Raw genomic sequence first — 15,045 nt, 5'->3', positions numbered from 1 at the left:
CTCGGCGCCTTTAGCAACAGTCGGGTCGCGAATTACCGAATGCGGCGACGATCAGACGCCGGCTGGTAGGCCAAGCGGGAATGATAGGTGCAATAGGGTCCCGACTCTCCAACATCATTGCCGCAGAAGTTGAAATCCGGCTGTAGAGGATCACCGACCGGCCATTTGCAAGTCCGCTCACTCAACTGCACAAGTTCGAGACGCCGCGAAATCGGCACGACGACATCGGTCACCGTTTTCGTGACAGTGTGGGTTATGAGGTCAGTGCTGTATTCGGCCTGCAATGCTGTTGCGCCGACGCTGCGGTTCATAACCCTGCTCGACATGTGCCCGATAGAGCCGCTGCTACGCTGACCGCCTGAAGTGCTTGTATTGACCTTCTTGCTGCGCGTTTGGGTTGAAGTGGTCTTGCCGCGTCCCGACAGTTTCAGCCGATGTACCTTGCCGATGACAGCATTGCGGCTGACACCACCCAGTTGTGCTGCGATCTGGCTTGCACTCAGACCTTCGGCCCAAAGTTTTTTCAGCTGCTCTACGCGCTCATCTGTCCAGTTCATCGTTTCCTAGCTCCATATGGGGCTCAGTTTTTGTGCGGACGTTAGACTGAATCCTTCCTCGCATCTGGATTGCTCCAGATTGGCCTGACACTATATCTATTCAGATGACGAGGACGCCGCACGAAATCTAGCTATTTCGTTTCCCAACGTACAATATGGGATGACTCTGTGACAAGAGTCGGGCGTGCGTCCCGGGGTGGGTTTTTGGGGTTTTCCCCAACTTGCGCGGTCAACTGTTGCAAAAAAGACTCGTTATGAGACTTCGAGCTTGCTCGTTAAGGTTGCAGGGACGAAATCTTAAATGCATCAATAGCTCAGGTGGCAATAAAGACTCGTAAAGTGTTCATTTGACAATTGCGGTTCGAATGATGATATTACGTGCGTGTGGCCGCCCCCAAAAATGGCATTGTGGGGCGGCTTTTTGATTTCATCGCTGCCGGTTTCTTCTTTATAATCAGCAGGTTTGATAAACTGGGTTTTGGAGCCCTTGAAGATATGACGGACGCAAACGCGCAACCGCTTTACGACACTTTTGCTCGTGCGGATCTGCGCTTTGAGCGAGGCGAGGGCGTGTGGCTCGTGACAGAGACTGGGGATCGTTATCTCGATTTCGCCGCCGGTATCGCCGTCAACGCGCTTGGCCACGCGCATCCGCACCTCGTCGAGACCCTGAAAAGCCAGGCTGAGAAGCTGTGGCATGTCTCCAATATCTATGAAATTCCCGGCCAGACGCGCTTGGGCCAGCGCCTCGTCGACAGTACTTTTGCGGATAAGGTCTTCTTCACCAATTCCGGCGCGGAGGCGCTGGAATGCGCGATCAAGACGGCGCGGCGCTATCATTATGTCAACGGCAGCCCCGAGCGCTTCCGTATCATCACTTTCGAAGGCGCTTTTCATGGCCGAACGCTCGCGACCATCGCCGCCGGCGGTCAGCCGAAATACCTTGAAGGCTTTGGACCAAAGGTCGAAGGTTTCGACCAGGTGCCTTTCGGTGACGAAAAGGCGCTAAAAGCAGCGATCGGACCCGAAACCGCAGCCATATTGATTGAGCCGATCCAGGGCGAGGGGGGCGTTCGTTCGGTGCCGGACGAAGAACTGCGCGCCCTGCGCAAACTCTGCGACGAACAAGGCTTGCTGTTGATCCTTGATGAGGTGCAGTCAGGTATGGGCCGCACGGGCAAGCTCTTCGCGCACGAATGGTCTGGCATCAAGCCGGACATCATGGCTGTCGCCAAAGGCATTGGCGGTGGTTTTCCGCTTGGCGCATGTCTTAGCACAGCGGAAGCTGCCAGGGGCATGACCGCCGGGGTGCATGGCACCACCTTTGGTGGCAATCCGCTGGCCATGGCGATTGGCAATGCTGTCCTCGACATCATCCTCGAAGAGGGTTTTCTTGAGCATGTGCAGAAAATTGCCCTGGTTATGAAACAGGGGCTGGCTTCGATTTCCGATCGCTATCCGGACGTGATTTCCGAGGTGCGCGGCCGCGGTCTCCTGATCGGCCTGAAGTGCGTTGTCCCGAACACGACGATGGTCCAGGCCTTGCGTGACGAACATTTGCTTACCGTTGGTGCAGGCGACAATGTTATTCGCCTTCTGCCACCGCTGGTTGCAACTGAAGATGAAGCTCGCGACGCTCTCTCGAGGATCGAAGCGGCAGCCGAACGTCTGTCAGTCACTGCCAGACAGAAAAGTGCGTAGAGACAGGTCTCATGATGATCAAACAAGACCTCCGTCATTTCACGGATATCTCGGCGCTTTCGCCTAAGGATTTGCGACTCATTCTCAACGACGCTCGTGCACGCAAAACGCGGCTCAAGGCCGGCGACATCGAAAAACCCTTTGCGGGCAAGGTGTTGGCAATGATATTCGACAAGCCTTCAACCCGCACGCGCGTGTCCTTCGATGTGGGCATGCGCCAGCTTGGTGGTGAGACGATCATGCTAACCGGGTCGGAAATGCAGCTTGGTCGCAGCGAGACCATTGCCGACACGGCAAAGGTATTGTCGCGCTATGTCGACATCATCATGATGCGCACGACAACACATGAGCGTCTGACTGAGATGGCCGAAAACGCCACGGTGCCAGTGATCAATGCGCTGACTGACGACACGCATCCGTGCCAGATCATGGCCGATATCATGACGTTCGAAGAACATCGCGGTCCGGTCAAGGGCAAGACTTTCGCTTGGACAGGCGACGGTAACAATGTGCTGCACTCGCTCGTCGAGGCGGCGGCGCAGTTTGATTTCAATCTCAATATCGCGACACCGGAAGGCAGCGAGCCAGATAGCAAATATCTCGATTGGGCCAAGCGCGCTGGCGGCAAGATCAGACTGACGACTGATCCGATCTCGGCCGTCGAGGGTGTCGATTGCATCGTGACGGATACCTGGGTGTCGATGGGACAGGAAGGTCGCGCGCGCGGTCACAACGTTTTCATGCCATACCAGGTCAACGACGCATTGCTGAAGCATGCTAACCCAGACGCGCTGTTCATGCATTGCCTGCCGGCGCACCGCGGCGAGGAAGTGACGGACTCTGTCATTGACGGACCACATTCCGTCGTTTTTGACGAGGCAGAAAATCGGTTGCATGCGCAAAAGGCCATTCTTGCCTGGTGTCTTGAAGGAGGGCGCCCAAATGCCTGATACTTCCATCCGCGCCGACGAATATATCTTCGCGGGCGATGATGCCGTGGTGCCGTTCCAGGTCGAGGAACTGGATGCGCGTGGACGTGCCGTCCAACTAGGGCCGACGCTTGACGATATTTTGAGCCGTCACGACTATCCGGAGCCGGTGGCAAAGCTCTTAGCGGAGGCGATCGTGCTCACGGTATTGCTTGGCACGTCGCTGAAGTTCGATGGTAAATTCATCTTCCAGTCGCAGTCGGACGGACCGGTCGATATGCTAGTCGTTGATTTTCGCACGCCGAATTCCGTTCGCGCTTACGCGCGCTATAACGAGGAAAGGCTGGCCGAAGCCATTGCCGGAAACCGACTATCGCCCGTGGAACTGATGGGTAGCGGCACGCTCGCACTTACCGTGGATCAGGGCGAATACACTCAACGCTATCAGGGTATCGTCGCTCTTGACGGCTCCAATCTCGAAGAGATCGCCAAGACCTATTTTCGCCAGTCAGAGCAGATTCCAACCGACCTTCGTCTTTCGGTTGCAAAGCTGATCGAACGTGGCGAAGACGGCAAGCCGGTCGAACAATGGCGCGCCGGTGGGATCATTGTGCAGTTCCTGCCTGAATCGGAGCTACGCTTGCGTCAACGTGATCTTCCAGCGGGTGACACGCCGGAATCCGACGACGATGATCAAATCGATCTTGTCGAGGACGATGACTGGGCGGAGATCAAGGCACTCGTAGCGACGATCGAAAGCTCGGAATTGACCGATCCGCAAGTCGGAGCCGAACGGTTGCTATACCGCCTGTTTCACGAGCGGGGCGTCCGCGTTTTCGACGCCGTGCCCGTTAACGATGATTGCTCGTGCTCACGCGAGAAAATCGCCGACGTGCTGTCTGGCTTCACTGCTGAAGAGATTACTGACAGCATCGAGGATGGCAAGATCAGTGTCACCTGCGAATTCTGCTCGACAGAATATGAATTCGATCCGGCAGAATTTTTGCCGAAGAATTGACGATAAGGAAATGCCATCGTGGAAATAAGAGACAGCAACGGCACCGAGCTCCTCGATGGCGATTCCGTCACCTTGATCAAGGATCTGAAGGTTAAGGGTACATCGGAAACGATAAAGCGCGGGACCCTCATCAAGAATATCCGGTTGAACGGTCGCGAGGGCGAGATTGAGTGTAACACCAAGCAGGTCAAAGGTCTTGTTCTGAAGGCCGAATTCCTGAAAAAGGCCTGATCAGGCGCGCATCGGCGCGGTCACTTCATGGACCACTGTCACGACGATCAGAAGTGCGATGAATGCACAGATGATCAGCCAAAGCGGCCATACTCTCGTTGATTTCTTCGCCAGCAGGCCGACGATGAGGCCGGGGACCATCACCAACGCGACCAACTGGCTGACAGCCTCCGTGCTGGTAGTGAAACTTGGCAAAGTATAGCCGAGGAATAGCGCGCCTATGGCTAGAGCGAAGGCGACAGCGGAACAGGCCAAGGCCTTGACGTAAGGCGATTGAGTGCGATTTGTCTCTTGCATCAGTTCAATGTGCGTAACTGGTCAGGAAGGTCAAGCGAGAAGGCTGGAATCTCGATGTCAAAGCGTTCTCCGCTGTCGGTCTGCATTGTATAGCGGCCGAGCATCACGCCGGATGTCGTCGTCAGCGGACAGCCGGAGGAGTATTGGAAAGAGTCGCCGGGATTGAGAATGGGTTGTTCGCCGATGACCCCAGGTCCGCGCACCTCTTCCACATGTCCGTTGCCATCGGTGATTTTCCAGTAGCGCGCACGCAATTGCACTGTGCTTTCGGACTCGTTGGCGATGGTAATGCGATATCCCCAGACGTATCTGTTTTCTTCTGGATTGGACTGCTCCTCCAGATAGAACGGTTCGACGGTGACCTCAATATCGCGAGTAATAGCTTTATACATACCTTCTCTCAGTCTATGTCCCTCATATCGCGGGTCAGCGCCATTGCGTCAACCGTCCAAAGAAAGTTGGGTTTAAATCCTTCGTGATCAGCGCATTTATCGCTAATATAGAGCTGAAGTGGTTCGGTGGAGCTAAGCAATTCTATTGATGAGCCTCGAGGAATTCGCAGAGATGGCCCTTTCATTTCCTGAAACTATTCAGGCAAGTCATTTCAACGCGACCGATTTTCGAGTGAACGGAAAAATCTTCGCGACACTGCGCCCAGAAAAGCTGCGCGGTGTTTTGTTGCTCACCCGCGAAGATCAAGCGCTCTTACATGAAACATCTGGCGAAATGTTTGAACCCGTGCCGGGAAGCTGGGGCGAAAAAGGCTCAACATTTGTCATCCTCGACAGTGCCGATGCGAATGTGGTGCGCCACGCCATGGCGATGGCCTGGAAGAAGGCCGCGCCGAAATCAGTCTCGGCGAGGCACATTCTCTGATTTTTTACCGCGCCGCTCTCAGTGCGGCATCGAGATCTTCGATTAGGTCGTCGGCATCTTCAAGCCCGACCGACAGCCGCAACAGCCCATCGGAAATACCAAGCTCGGCGCGCGCCTCGTCAGTAAGGTTCTTGTGGGTGGTCGTGGTGGGATGCGTGATGAGGCTCTTTGAATCGCCGAGGTTGTTGGAAATCTGAATGATTTCCAGCGCGTTCTCGACATTGAATGTTGCCTTCTTGCCGCCCTTTACTTCGAAGGCGATCAGTGTCGAACCGCCCGACATCTGCTTGGCGATGATGTCAGCCTGCGGATGATCGGCACGTCCAGGGTAGAGAACTTTGGAGACGGCTGGATGATCGGCGAGGAAATCGGCGATCTTCGCTGCACTCTCCGTTTGCTGGCGTACACGTACGGCCAAGGTTTCAAGACCCTTCAGCATGACCCATGAGTTGAACGGGCTGAGACCAGGGCCGGTATGGCGGAAATATTCGTGCAGGTTTTCGTCTACCCACTGCTTGTCGGAAAGGATCACTCCGCCAAGACAACGACCTTGTCCATCGATATGTTTGGTCGTGGAATAGACAACGATGTGTGCACCGAGTTCCAGCGGCTTCTGAAAGAGTGGCGTCGCAAAGACGTTGTCGACAATAAGTTTCGCGCCGACGGAATTGGCGACCTTTGCCACCGCAGCAATATCGATGACTTCCAGTGTCGGGTTGGTCGGGCTCTCGAGGAATAACACTTTGGTGTTCGGGCGTATGGCGTTTTGCCAGTTCTCGATCTTCGAGCCATCGATCAAGGTAAAGTCAACGCCATAGCGCGGCAGAAGCGTCTCGATGATGTAGCGACAGGAGCCGAACATCGCCCGTGCAGCCAGAACGTGATTGCCGGCCTTGACCTGGCAGATGATGGCTGCCGCCACAGCCGCCATGCCTGACGCCGTAGCACGCGCATCTTCAGCGCCTTCCAGTGCGCACATACGCTTTTCGAACATGTCGGTGGTCGGATTGGCATAGCGCGAATAGATGAATCCCGGCTCTTCCCCCTTGAAACGGGCTTCGGCGGCTTCGGCGCTGGGGTAGACAAAGCCTTGCGTCAGGAACAACGCCTCGGATGTCTCTCCGAAGCCTGAACGCAGCGTTCCAGCATGGACGAGTTGTGTTGCGGCGCGCAGTTTGCGGGTGGTGTTCTTGGTCATCGTCTTCTCAATCTGCCAGAATCTGGCCAATAAAAAACCGGCCTTGCGTGAATCGCAAAAAGGCCGGACGAGACCGGGCCTCTTTTAGCAAATTATTTAACGTGGCTGCAAGCCGGCCGGCCAAATCACCACGGGATAAAACTGCTTTAATCCTCTTGGCGTCTTGCGTCAACCGGGCGAGACGGTAAAGCTTTTGTATGTTTTGTAGGGTTTGGCGATCGACATGAGTAGACATCAAGCGGGCATTCTGGCGGATAACGGTATCAGGGCACTCTATCAGTCGGGCGCTCTTAAAACTGCGCGCGATTTCGATAGCGACCAGATCCAACCTGCGAGCCTCGATCTGCGGCTTGGTGCAAAAGCCTATCGTGTTCGTGCGAGTTTCATGCCGGGCCCGGGAACCGCGGTCATCGACAAGCTAGAGCGTCTGAAGCTGCATGAAATCGACCTTACCGAGGGCGCCGTGCTGGAAACCGGCTGCGTCTATATTGTGCCCTTGCTGGAAAGCCTGAGCCTGCACGCCGAGGTTTCTGCCTCCGCCAATCCCAAGAGTTCAACCGGTCGCTTGGATATTTTCACGCGCGTTATCGTCGATGGTGCACAGGAGTTCGATAAAGTGCCGGCGGGCTATCACGGTCCACTCTATCTCGAGGTCAGCCCGCGCACCTTCCCCATCGTCGCACGGACCGGTTCGCGCTTGTCGCAAATCCGCTTCCGTACCGGGCGCGCGCAATTGGAAGAGGCGGAGTTGACGGCGCTGCATGCTGCAGAAACGCTGGTCGCTTCCGATACGCCGAATATTTCCGGGGGTGGCATCGCGCTATCCATCGATCTGACCGGCGACGCGAAAGGTCTCGTCGGTTATCGCGGCAAGCATCACACCGGCGTCGTCGATGTCGACAAGCGTGGCGTGCACGACCTTTTTGATTTCTGGGAACCGATCCATGATCGTGGCGCGCGCGAGCTGGTCCTTGACCCGGACGAGTTCTACATCCTCGTTTCGCGTGAAGCGGTGCATGTGCCACCACTCTATGCCGCAGAGATGACGCCCTTCGATCCACTGGTCGGTGAGTTCCGCGTGCATTATGCCGGTTTCTTTGATCCGGGCTTCGGCCATACGGCGGCGGGTGGAACCGGCAGTCGCGCGGTGCTTGAAGTCCGCAGCCATGAAGTGCCATTCATCCTGGAACACGGCCAGATTGTTGGTCGCCTGATCTATGAGCATATGCTGGAGCGGCCCAAGGCGCTTTATGGCACCGATCTCGGTTCGAACTACCAAGCGCAGGGGCTGAAGCTCTCCAAGCATTTCAAATGACATGCAAATGATGCCGGGTGCCGCTTGACAAACACGGTCTTTGGCGAACACTGATAGGTAGATGCGGGTGTAGTTCAATGGTAGAACGGCAGCTTCCCAAGCTGCATACGAGGGTTCGATTCCCTTCACCCGCTCCATCTCTTTTCCAACACCGGAGAACAAATGTCGGAAAGAATGAACCGCTTCCTGGGAGACTCGCCCGGTCGGGTCTTTGTGAAACTCATCGTGGTTTCGCTGGTGGTTGGCGTCGTTATGAGCGCGTTCGACTGGTCGCCAATCGATATTCTCTATGGTTTCGAGAACTTTATTCGCCGTATCTGGAATCTCGGGTTTGGTGCCATCGAACGTTTTGCCGCCTATTTCCTGCTTGGTGCGGTGGTCGTCATCCCCTGTTTCATCATTTTGCGCCTGCTTAGCTACCGGCGTTGATGCCGAACTTTCCTTCGAGTCGACTTTGGGCGTGAAGGAGCCACAATTACTGGCTAGCTGGATATGTCTCATCCAGGAATTGCCCATGTCTGAAAAGAACTCTCATTTGTCGCGCCGTAACTTTCTCGGGTTCGCCGCTGCCGCCGCTATAATGCCTTTGGCTGCCTGCCAAACCGTAACGCGTACACCTGGAAAAAGCGCTGGCGCTTCGACGTCCGCCGTTTCCAACATGCAGGCCATCAGATCTGCGAGTGGTCTGGGCGGGCTGACCCCAGATTCCACACTTGAACGGGCAGCCCTGCAACAGGCAGGTTACATGGCGAGCACAGGTCGGATGTCCCATACAACACTGTGGGGCCGCAGCTTTGCCGCTCGTGCAAAAGGCAACGGAATTCATGGCGCTGCTGCCGAGAATATCGCAAGGGGTCGCATGGATATGAACCAGGTTTTCGCCAGTTGGATGGCTTCGCCGCCGCATCGGCGTAATATGCTCGACCCAAGGTTCACTCGTTTCGGTCTAGCCTATGCTGAGTCTACGAATGGCAGTACCGAGCGCTACTGGTCGTTGCTTCTGGCTAGTTAGCGCCAGTTGGGGCGATTGCACTGGAAAACGCTGCGAGGCGGTGGCATAGAGCAATAACAGCCGTGTGGTTGCAATCTCCGGTGCTTCATGACGATCGAAATTTCCCCTCCGCCAGGATCAAAAATTGTTCGCCCGTTCGAGGTAACAAACCGGCTGATGCTGGCGATTACGATTCCGGTGATGCTGGCATCGCTGACGACGCCATTGCTCGGACTGGTCGATACGGCGGTGATCGGCCAGCTCGGTGATCCGCATCTGCTGGGCGGCCTTGCAATTGGTGCACTGGTTTTTGACTTTCTGTTTTCGACAATGAATTTCCTGCGCTCAGGCACGACCGGGCTTGTGGCGCAGGCAATGGGCAGGCACGACAATGTGGAACAGCAGGCGGTATTCTGGCGCGCCATCGGTATCGCTGCAGTGGTCGGTGTGCTGTTCATTGCAGCCACGCCGCTGGTGGTGCAAGCGACGATCAGCTTCATGAATCCGGACAAGGCGATAGCGGATGCCATGTCGACCTATGTCTCGATCCGCCTGCTGTCATCACCCATGGCGCTTGGCAATTTCGTGGTCTTGGGTCTGTTGCTCGGGCAAGGCAAGGCTATGCAGGGCCTGTACGTTCAGCTCCTGCTCAACGGCGTCAATGTGGTGATGACCATCTGGTTCGGTCTCGTTATGGGCTGGGGAGTTGCCGGCATTGCGTGGGGCACTGTGCTCGGCGAAACTGTGGCGCTTGTGGTCGGCCTCTTTATGATTTACCTGCAGTTTCGTGCGGTCCCCAATCCATCCCGGGCGCGCGTACTGGATATGCACGAAATCCGCCGCATGTTTACGGTCAACCGCGATATCATGCTGCGGTCGTTCTTCCTGTTGATCGCCTATGCCTATTTCACCCGCGCTGGAACGGAAGCGGGTGCGGTGACGTTGGCAACAAATGCGGTGTTGATGAACTTCCTGCTGATTTCGGGCTATTTGATTGATGGCGTAACCACTGCGGCGGAACAGATTTCCGGTCGTGCAGTGGGGGCGCATTACCGTCCAGCCTTCGACCGTGGTATAAAGCTGTCGTTCCTGTGGGGATTGATGCTGGCGACAGCAATGGCCGCCTTTTTTCTTATATTCGGCGATGCGATTGTTGCGTTCCTGATCAAGTCGGACGAGGTGCAGGCGATGGCATCGCTTTATCTGCCTTGGGCAGCCTTGGCGCCGGTTGTCGGTCTGTTGGCTTTCCATATGGACGGCGTCTTTATTGGTGCGACGTGGTCGCGCGACATGCGCAATATGATGATCCTGTCGCTGATCGGCTATTTTGCCGCCTATTTCATCCTGCCGAAGTTCTTCGGCAATCACGGTCTATGGCTGGCACTGCACCTGTTTCTTGGCTTGCGCGGAATTTCGCTTCTATCGATCCTGCCGAGCCGCGCACGGCTGCAATTTGCCAATTAGGTCGGGATTGCTTTCATGGCCCAATCTTCAACGTCGCAGTCGCGTAGCGCAGCGATCGTGCTGATGCTGTCGCGCTTCAGGGCTGTCGACATGCCTTTGACGATTTCGCCAGCTAGACCGGGCCCGCTATAGATCATGCCGGTATAGAGCTGAACAAGATCTGCGCCGGCGCGAATTTTGGCAATGGCCGTCGCCGCGCTGTCGATACCACCAACACCGATGATCGGTAGGTCGGTACCAACACGCTGGCGCATCTTGGCGAGCACGATGGTCGAGCGCCCGAACAATGGTGAGCCGGACAGGCCGCCGGTCTGGGTTGTGCTCTTGCCGCTCTTCAGACCCGCGCGCGAGAGGGTCGTATTGGAAATGATCAGTCCGTCCAGCGAATGCAGGCCGATCTCGGCGGCGATATCGTCAAGACTGGCTTCGGTCAGATCCGGTGCGATCTTGAGGAAAACAGGACGTCTGACGCCCGGTTGAGCATCGCGTGCGTCAAGTACTTTGCCGAGCAATTCCCTGAGGCTGTCGCGCGTCTGCAGATCGCGCAAACCTGGCGTGTTTGGAGAGGAAATATTGACCGTGAAATAGCTCGCGAGAGAATGGAATTTCCGTATGCCAGCCACATAGTCCGCGACGCGGTCAGTGGAGTCCTTATTGGCGCCGATGTTCACACCGACGATGCCCGCATGAGAACGCCGATCATGCAGCCGGCGAAACGCTGCATCGTGGCCTTCATTGTTGAAGCCAAGCCGGTTGATCACCGCATTGTCCTCGACAAGTCGAAAAATTCGCGGTTTGGGATTGCCGGGCTGTGCCAGTGGCGTGAGCGTTCCGACTTCGGTAAAGCCAAAACCGAGCCGGAGCAAGGCATCTGGCACCTCGGCATTTTTGTCAAATCCTGCAGCCATACCAAGTGGATTAGGGAAGCTCAAGCCGGCGATAGCGACACGCAGCGCCGGATCGTTGTTGGGTATACATGCGGGCACGAGGCCTGTCTTCAATGCTTTGATCGAGAGACTGTGCGCATCTTCTGGGTCGAGTGTAAACAGCATCTTGCGGCCAATCGATCGAAACAATCCGCTCATGCCTGCAATTCCGGAAACTGGTGGCTGCCGTCGCTGCCGAGTGGCAAGGGCCTGACCCATCGTACAACGTCGAGCGGCAATGATGCATAGAGATGTGGAAAGAAATCACCTCCACGCGATGCTTCGTACTTGAGCGCTGTGCCGAGCTTGTCCGCCTCGACGGCGATCAACAAAAGATTATCCTGCCCGGCAAAATGCCTGGCCGCAGTCTCGACTGCCTGTGCCGCAGTTGAAAAATGGATATAGCCATCCGCGTGGTCGATCGGCGCGCCATCGAACACGCCCTTTGTTTCCGCGGCCTGCCAAAGCGCACGCGGAGCAATCTTGTAAATCAGCTGAGTCATAAGCGCATTTACTAGACGCAAAACCGCAATGCGCAAAGGGTAGACTGAACCCTTGCAACAGAAATCTCGCCTCATTTCAGATTTTCGGCGTATTATTTGATCAAGCTCTTGAAACGTAAAACGTTGGAGGTTCATCCATGTCACGAACACGAACTATGCTCATCGCGCTCGCTGCTGGGTCCCTATGGTCATTCGCCGCCATGGCACAGGAAACGACAACCTATACGCTCGAGAGAACTGATGACGGCTATGTCCGCATGAACAACAAGACCGGCGAAATGTCGATCTGTCAGGAGAAGTCGGGTCAGCTAATCTGCAAACTGGCGGCTGAAGAACGTACGGCGTACGAAGACGATATTTCCGATCTCAAGACGAGGGTCGCAAAACTCGAGGACACTGTCGCAGGCATGGGCAAGCTGCCGCCGGTCGTTCGCGATGCTCTTCCGTCCGATGAGGATTTCGAAAAGGGGCTGAGCTATATGGAGAAGTTCATGCGTCGTTTCATGGGAATCGCCAAGGAATTCGAGGACGAAAACAAAAATGACAAGCCGGGGGCACAAACTCCGCAAAAGACCTGAGCGTCGGCTGCCCGGGTGACAGTAGACTGGCAGGAGGCAAGGCCTTACAAAGCGATTTGTTCTTGATTTGTTCGAGGATTTGGTAGACTTTAGTCGCTCGGGATTCTTCTCTGGGAGCGGTGAAATGATAGCAGTGCCAAGACTGATTGGAGAGGTATCGATACGGCTTTTTGTGCGCCACGGCGATCAGCAGAAAGCCCTGGATTTCTATGAAAATGTCTTCGGGGCCCAAGTAGTTGGACGACCCTATTTGCACAATGGCGAACTGATCGCGGCCGAATTGCGCATGGGCGCATCGGTGGTGATGATCGTTGGCGCCAACCCCAAGCGCGATGCGGATGCGTCGCTCGGCGGCCCGAGATCAGTTCACGCCATCGGAGCTACGCCGGTCATGCTTGATATTCACGTGGATGACGTCGACCGCGTGATGCATCATGCGATCGAAGAGGGTGGCAATTTGCGCAATGAGGTCGAGACGCTGGATAGCGGCGATCGCGCCGGTGTGCTTACCGATCCATTCGGACATCTCTGGGTTGTCAAATCACGGCGCAAGCATCTGGCTGCATAGACGACCTGCCGCCGTCGGTTGGTCGTCTAAGACATATCAAGCAGAGAAACGTTTGGTCGCGGCGATTAGTTCATGCACGATACCAGGTTCACTCACCGCATGACCGGCATCTTCCACGATGCGCAGATCGACTTCCGGCCAAACTTTCTTCAAATGCCAGGCATTGAGCAACGGCGTGCACATGTCGTAGCGGCCGTGCACGATCACGCCGGGGATTTCGCGGATTAGGTGCGCATTGCGCAGGAGATGATCGTCTGTGTCGAAGAAGCCCTTGTTCTGGAAGTAGTGGCATTCGATACGCGCGAAGGCGATAGCGAAATGGTCGCTGCCGAAAGCTTCCTCGCGTGCCGGATCAGGCAGAAGTGACAAGGCCGAGCCCTCCCAGCGTGCCCACAATTTTGCAGCGGCCATCTGGATCGCGGGGTCCGGATCGGTCAGGCGCTTGTAGTACGCGGCAATCATATCGCTGCGTTCTGCTTCAGGAATATGCTCCTGATAGGCTTCGAACCGATCGGGATAGATGATGCTGGCACCATTCGAATAGAACCAGTCTATCTCGAAACGCCGAATCATGAAGATGCCGCGCAGGATCAATTCGCGCACGCGGTCAGGATGAGTTTGCGCATAGGCAAGTCCAAGGGTCGAACCCCAGGAACCGCCGAAGACCTGCCACTTGTCGACGCCGAGATGCTCGCGAATGCGCTCCATATCGGCGACCAGATCCCAGGTCGTATTCTCATTCAATTCCGCGTGCGGCGTCGATTTCCCGCAACCACGTTGATCGAAAAGGATGATGCGATAACGCTCGGGATCATGCAGGCGCCGCATCGTCGGATTGATCCCACCCCCCGGGCCACCGTGAACCATGATCACCGGCTTTCCATCTGGATTGCCGCATTCTTCAACATGAATGGTATGCAATTCCGATACTTCAAGCATCTGTTCCAGATGAGGTTGGGTCTCAGGGTAAAGAGTATTTGTAATCATGCATCCCACTTTCAAAAATAATCCCCACACCGAATAATCGCTCGGGAATAAGGTTTTGCCAAGGCATTTGAATGGACTAGCTTTGTCTTCACAAGAGCTTTCTACATTTAAAACTTTGACACGTGTCAAAATGCTCTTGATATATCAGTCAAATTGGCTTTAGTCGTTAGCATTACGGCTTTTGGATTAGAACTGTTTATTTTTAACGTTAAGGACTTTTGCATAATGAAATATACATTTGTCATAGTCGACGACCATCCGTTATTCCGAGGAGCGTTGAAACTTGCGCTATCCTCGAAGACTAGCAATGTTGAGATTATTGAAATTGGCGATCTGGAAAGTGCGAAAACGCTGATCCAGGCATCTACCGACATCGATCTGGTGCTTCTTGACCTGTCCCTGAATGGCATTGGCGGGCTAACCGGGCTTATCAGCTTGCGCGCACTGCAACCGCTGGTTCCTGTCGCGATTGTTTCTGCCACCGACGATGCGGTTACAATTCGGGCTGCTCTGGCGCTCGGCGCAGCGGGTTTCATCTCTAAATCCTCCAGTCCTGAAACCATCAATGAGGCAGTGCAAACGATCCTTGATGGACAAATCTGGTCGCCGCTGGTGGGAGACGAAGGGGGAGAACTCGATCCGGAGATGGTTGAGCTCATATTGTGCATGCGCAAGCTGACACCTCAGCAAGGGCGGGTGCTTGGCATGATGGCCGATGGAATGTTGAACAAACAGATCGCGCACGAACTCAATGTTTCGGAAGCGACGATCAAGGCGCATGTGTCCGCCGTCCTTTATAAACTCGGCGTCGAAAGCCGCACTCAGGCTGTCATTCGGTTGGCGCGATTCAAAGAGGAAGTGCTCCCCATCGAGGCAACGGCGGCAGGACTTCATTAGATTCCGGCG

19 protein-coding genes, 1 tRNA gene and 1 riboswitch are annotated in these 15,045 nt (G+C 55.4%); of the genes, 13 read left to right on the top strand and 7 right to left on the bottom strand.

Annotated elements, in window-relative coordinates; all coding sequences use genetic code 11:
• Positions 1–32 precede the first annotated feature (32 nt).
• Positions 33–557 carry a GcrA family cell cycle regulator gene (locus ACSQ3H_RS23225; protein ID WP_436119225.1) on the bottom strand — a complete coding sequence of 175 codons (525 nt, stop codon included), beginning with the start codon at positions 555–557 and terminating at the stop codon, positions 33–35.
• A gap of 495 nt (positions 558–1,052) precedes the next feature.
• Between ACSQ3H_RS23225 and ACSQ3H_RS23220 the strand changes: the two genes are divergently transcribed.
• From ACSQ3H_RS23220 to ACSQ3H_RS23205, 4 genes are read left to right on the top strand one after another with little or no spacing between them, the layout of a single operon-like run.
• Positions 1,053–2,258, top strand: a complete 1,206-nt coding sequence (locus ACSQ3H_RS23220) for an aspartate aminotransferase family protein (RefSeq protein ID WP_436119224.1) — start codon at positions 1,053–1,055, stop codon at positions 2,256–2,258.
• An 11-nt stretch (positions 2,259–2,269) separates the two neighbouring features.
• Complete coding sequence (gene argF, locus ACSQ3H_RS23215) at positions 2,270–3,208, top strand: ornithine carbamoyltransferase (RefSeq protein WP_436119223.1); 939 nt, start codon at positions 2,270–2,272, stop codon at positions 3,206–3,208.
• Entirely contained in the window at positions 3,201–4,205 is a 1,005-nt protein-coding gene (locus ACSQ3H_RS23210) for an Hsp33 family molecular chaperone (protein ID WP_436119222.1), read from the top strand. The genes argF and ACSQ3H_RS23210 overlap by 8 nt, the downstream gene beginning before the upstream one ends.
• Positions 4,206–4,223: 18 nt before the next feature.
• Positions 4,224–4,436, top strand: a complete 213-nt coding sequence (locus ACSQ3H_RS23205; RefSeq protein WP_436119221.1) for an alkylphosphonate utilization protein — start codon at positions 4,224–4,226, stop codon at positions 4,434–4,436.
• On the opposite strand, the gene ACSQ3H_RS23200 is transcribed toward ACSQ3H_RS23205, so the two are convergent.
• Entirely contained in the window at positions 4,437–4,733 is a 297-nt protein-coding gene (locus ACSQ3H_RS23200; protein WP_436119220.1) for a hypothetical protein, read from the bottom strand.
• Entirely contained in the window at positions 4,733–5,125 is a 393-nt protein-coding gene (gene apaG, locus ACSQ3H_RS23195; protein WP_436119219.1) for a Co2+/Mg2+ efflux protein ApaG, read from the bottom strand. Before apaG ends, ACSQ3H_RS23200 begins: the two co-directional genes overlap by 1 nt.
• A 148-nt stretch (positions 5,126–5,273) precedes the next feature.
• On the opposite strand from apaG, the gene ACSQ3H_RS23190 reads away from it, so the two are divergent.
• Complete coding sequence (locus ACSQ3H_RS23190) at positions 5,274–5,609, top strand: MmcQ/YjbR family DNA-binding protein (protein WP_436119218.1); 336 nt, start codon at positions 5,274–5,276, stop codon at positions 5,607–5,609.
• Between the two features lie 4 nt (positions 5,610–5,613).
• Here ACSQ3H_RS23190 and ACSQ3H_RS23185 read toward each other — a convergent pair whose 3' ends face one another.
• Positions 5,614–6,807, bottom strand: coding sequence for an O-succinylhomoserine sulfhydrylase (locus ACSQ3H_RS23185; protein WP_436119217.1), 1,194 nt, complete (start codon positions 6,805–6,807; stop codon positions 5,614–5,616).
• A gap of 62 nt (positions 6,808–6,869) precedes the next feature.
• A riboswitch (SAM riboswitch) is annotated at positions 6,870–6,949 on the bottom strand.
• Between the two features lie 81 nt (positions 6,950–7,030).
• On the opposite strand from ACSQ3H_RS23185, the gene ACSQ3H_RS23180 reads away from it, so the two are divergent.
• The 5 genes from ACSQ3H_RS23180 (at position 7,031) to ACSQ3H_RS23160 (ending at position 10,577) form a co-directional block, all read left to right on the top strand.
• The gene (locus tag ACSQ3H_RS23180) at positions 7,031–8,122 is read left to right on the top strand and encodes a 2'-deoxycytidine 5'-triphosphate deaminase (RefSeq protein WP_436119216.1); all 1,092 of its coding nucleotides are present in this window, start codon (positions 7,031–7,033) and stop codon (positions 8,120–8,122) included.
• Positions 8,123–8,185: 63 nt separating this feature from the next.
• Positions 8,186–8,259, top strand: a tRNA-Gly gene (locus ACSQ3H_RS23175).
• Positions 8,260–8,284: 25 nt separating this feature from the next.
• Complete coding sequence (locus ACSQ3H_RS23170) at positions 8,285–8,551, top strand: DUF6460 domain-containing protein (protein ID WP_436119215.1); 267 nt, start codon at positions 8,285–8,287, stop codon at positions 8,549–8,551.
• Positions 8,552–8,636: 85 nt separating this feature from the next.
• Positions 8,637–9,134 (top strand): CAP domain-containing protein, encoded by a 498-nt coding sequence (locus ACSQ3H_RS23165; RefSeq protein WP_436119214.1) that lies wholly within the window; start codon positions 8,637–8,639, stop codon positions 9,132–9,134.
• Between the two features lie 87 nt (positions 9,135–9,221).
• On the top strand, positions 9,222–10,577 hold the full coding sequence (locus ACSQ3H_RS23160; protein ID WP_436119213.1) for an MATE family efflux transporter: 1,356 nt from the start codon (positions 9,222–9,224) through the stop codon (positions 10,575–10,577).
• Here the strand turns inward: ACSQ3H_RS23160 and ACSQ3H_RS23155 are convergent.
• Positions 10,574–11,662, bottom strand: a complete 1,089-nt coding sequence (locus tag ACSQ3H_RS23155; RefSeq protein ID WP_436119212.1) for a quinone-dependent dihydroorotate dehydrogenase — start codon at positions 11,660–11,662, stop codon at positions 10,574–10,576. The genes ACSQ3H_RS23160 and ACSQ3H_RS23155 overlap by 4 nt on opposite strands.
• Positions 11,659–12,006: a DUF952 domain-containing protein gene (locus ACSQ3H_RS23150; RefSeq protein ID WP_436119211.1), complete on the bottom strand. Its 348-nt coding sequence runs from the start codon at positions 12,004–12,006 to the stop codon at positions 11,659–11,661. The genes ACSQ3H_RS23155 and ACSQ3H_RS23150 overlap by 4 nt, the downstream gene beginning before the upstream one ends.
• A 137-nt stretch (positions 12,007–12,143) precedes the next feature.
• Between ACSQ3H_RS23150 and ACSQ3H_RS23145 the strand changes: the two genes are divergently transcribed.
• The gene (locus ACSQ3H_RS23145; protein ID WP_436119210.1) at positions 12,144–12,584 is read left to right on the top strand and encodes a hypothetical protein; all 441 of its coding nucleotides are present in this window, start codon (positions 12,144–12,146) and stop codon (positions 12,582–12,584) included.
• Between the two features lie 124 nt (positions 12,585–12,708).
• The gene (locus ACSQ3H_RS23140; protein ID WP_436119209.1) at positions 12,709–13,152 is read left to right on the top strand and encodes a VOC family protein; all 444 of its coding nucleotides are present in this window, start codon (positions 12,709–12,711) and stop codon (positions 13,150–13,152) included.
• Between the two features lie 36 nt (positions 13,153–13,188).
• On the opposite strand, the gene pip is transcribed toward ACSQ3H_RS23140, so the two are convergent.
• Entirely contained in the window at positions 13,189–14,139 is a 951-nt protein-coding gene (gene pip / locus ACSQ3H_RS23135; protein WP_436119208.1) for a prolyl aminopeptidase, read from the bottom strand.
• 225 nt (positions 14,140–14,364) lie between these two features.
• Here pip and ACSQ3H_RS23130 point away from each other — a divergent pair, with 225 nt between their 5' ends.
• Entirely contained in the window at positions 14,365–15,036 is a 672-nt protein-coding gene (locus ACSQ3H_RS23130; RefSeq protein WP_436119543.1) for a response regulator transcription factor, read from the top strand.
• Positions 15,037–15,045: the final 9 nt, after the last annotated feature.

Source organism: Phyllobacterium sp. LjRoot231 (genome assembly GCF_964253365.1).
In the GTDB taxonomy this organism is placed as follows: Bacteria; Pseudomonadota; Alphaproteobacteria; order Rhizobiales; family Rhizobiaceae; genus Phyllobacterium.
This window is presented reverse-complemented; position numbering and strand designations above follow the sequence as displayed.

What these genes read in the sequence shown, in the direction of transcription:
- ACSQ3H_RS23225 (WP_436119225.1), bottom strand. Translation starts at nt 557, where the DNA reads ATGAACTGGACAGATGAGCGCGTAGAGCAGCTGAAAAAACTTTGGGCC.
- ACSQ3H_RS23220 (WP_436119224.1), top strand. Translation starts at nt 1,053, where the DNA reads ATGACGGACGCAAACGCGCAACCGCTTTACGACACTTTTGCTCGTGCG.
- argF (WP_436119223.1), top strand. Translation starts at nt 2,270, where the DNA reads ATGATGATCAAACAAGACCTCCGTCATTTCACGGATATCTCGGCGCTT.
- ACSQ3H_RS23210 (WP_436119222.1), top strand. Translation starts at nt 3,201, where the DNA reads ATGCCTGATACTTCCATCCGCGCCGACGAATATATCTTCGCGGGCGAT.
- ACSQ3H_RS23200 (WP_436119220.1), bottom strand. Translation starts at nt 4,733, where the DNA reads ATGCAAGAGACAAATCGCACTCAATCGCCTTACGTCAAGGCCTTGGCC.
- apaG (WP_436119219.1), bottom strand. Translation starts at nt 5,125, where the DNA reads ATGTATAAAGCTATTACTCGCGATATTGAGGTCACCGTCGAACCGTTC.
- ACSQ3H_RS23190 (WP_436119218.1), top strand. Translation starts at nt 5,274, where the DNA reads ATGAGCCTCGAGGAATTCGCAGAGATGGCCCTTTCATTTCCTGAAACT.
- ACSQ3H_RS23185 (WP_436119217.1), bottom strand. Translation starts at nt 6,807, where the DNA reads ATGACCAAGAACACCACCCGCAAACTGCGCGCCGCAACACAACTCGTC.
- ACSQ3H_RS23180 (WP_436119216.1), top strand. Translation starts at nt 7,031, where the DNA reads ATGAGTAGACATCAAGCGGGCATTCTGGCGGATAACGGTATCAGGGCA.
- ACSQ3H_RS23170 (WP_436119215.1), top strand. Translation starts at nt 8,285, where the DNA reads ATGTCGGAAAGAATGAACCGCTTCCTGGGAGACTCGCCCGGTCGGGTC.
- ACSQ3H_RS23165 (WP_436119214.1), top strand. Translation starts at nt 8,637, where the DNA reads ATGTCTGAAAAGAACTCTCATTTGTCGCGCCGTAACTTTCTCGGGTTC.
- ACSQ3H_RS23160 (WP_436119213.1), top strand. Translation starts at nt 9,222, where the DNA reads ATGACGATCGAAATTTCCCCTCCGCCAGGATCAAAAATTGTTCGCCCG.
- ACSQ3H_RS23155 (WP_436119212.1), bottom strand. Translation starts at nt 11,662, where the DNA reads ATGAGCGGATTGTTTCGATCGATTGGCCGCAAGATGCTGTTTACACTC.
- ACSQ3H_RS23150 (WP_436119211.1), bottom strand. Translation starts at nt 12,006, where the DNA reads ATGACTCAGCTGATTTACAAGATTGCTCCGCGTGCGCTTTGGCAGGCC.
- ACSQ3H_RS23145 (WP_436119210.1), top strand. Translation starts at nt 12,144, where the DNA reads ATGTCACGAACACGAACTATGCTCATCGCGCTCGCTGCTGGGTCCCTA.
- ACSQ3H_RS23140 (WP_436119209.1), top strand. Translation starts at nt 12,709, where the DNA reads ATGATAGCAGTGCCAAGACTGATTGGAGAGGTATCGATACGGCTTTTT.
- pip (WP_436119208.1), bottom strand. Translation starts at nt 14,139, where the DNA reads ATGATTACAAATACTCTTTACCCTGAGACCCAACCTCATCTGGAACAG.
- ACSQ3H_RS23130 (WP_436119543.1), top strand. Translation starts at nt 14,365, where the DNA reads ATGAAATATACATTTGTCATAGTCGACGACCATCCGTTATTCCGAGGA.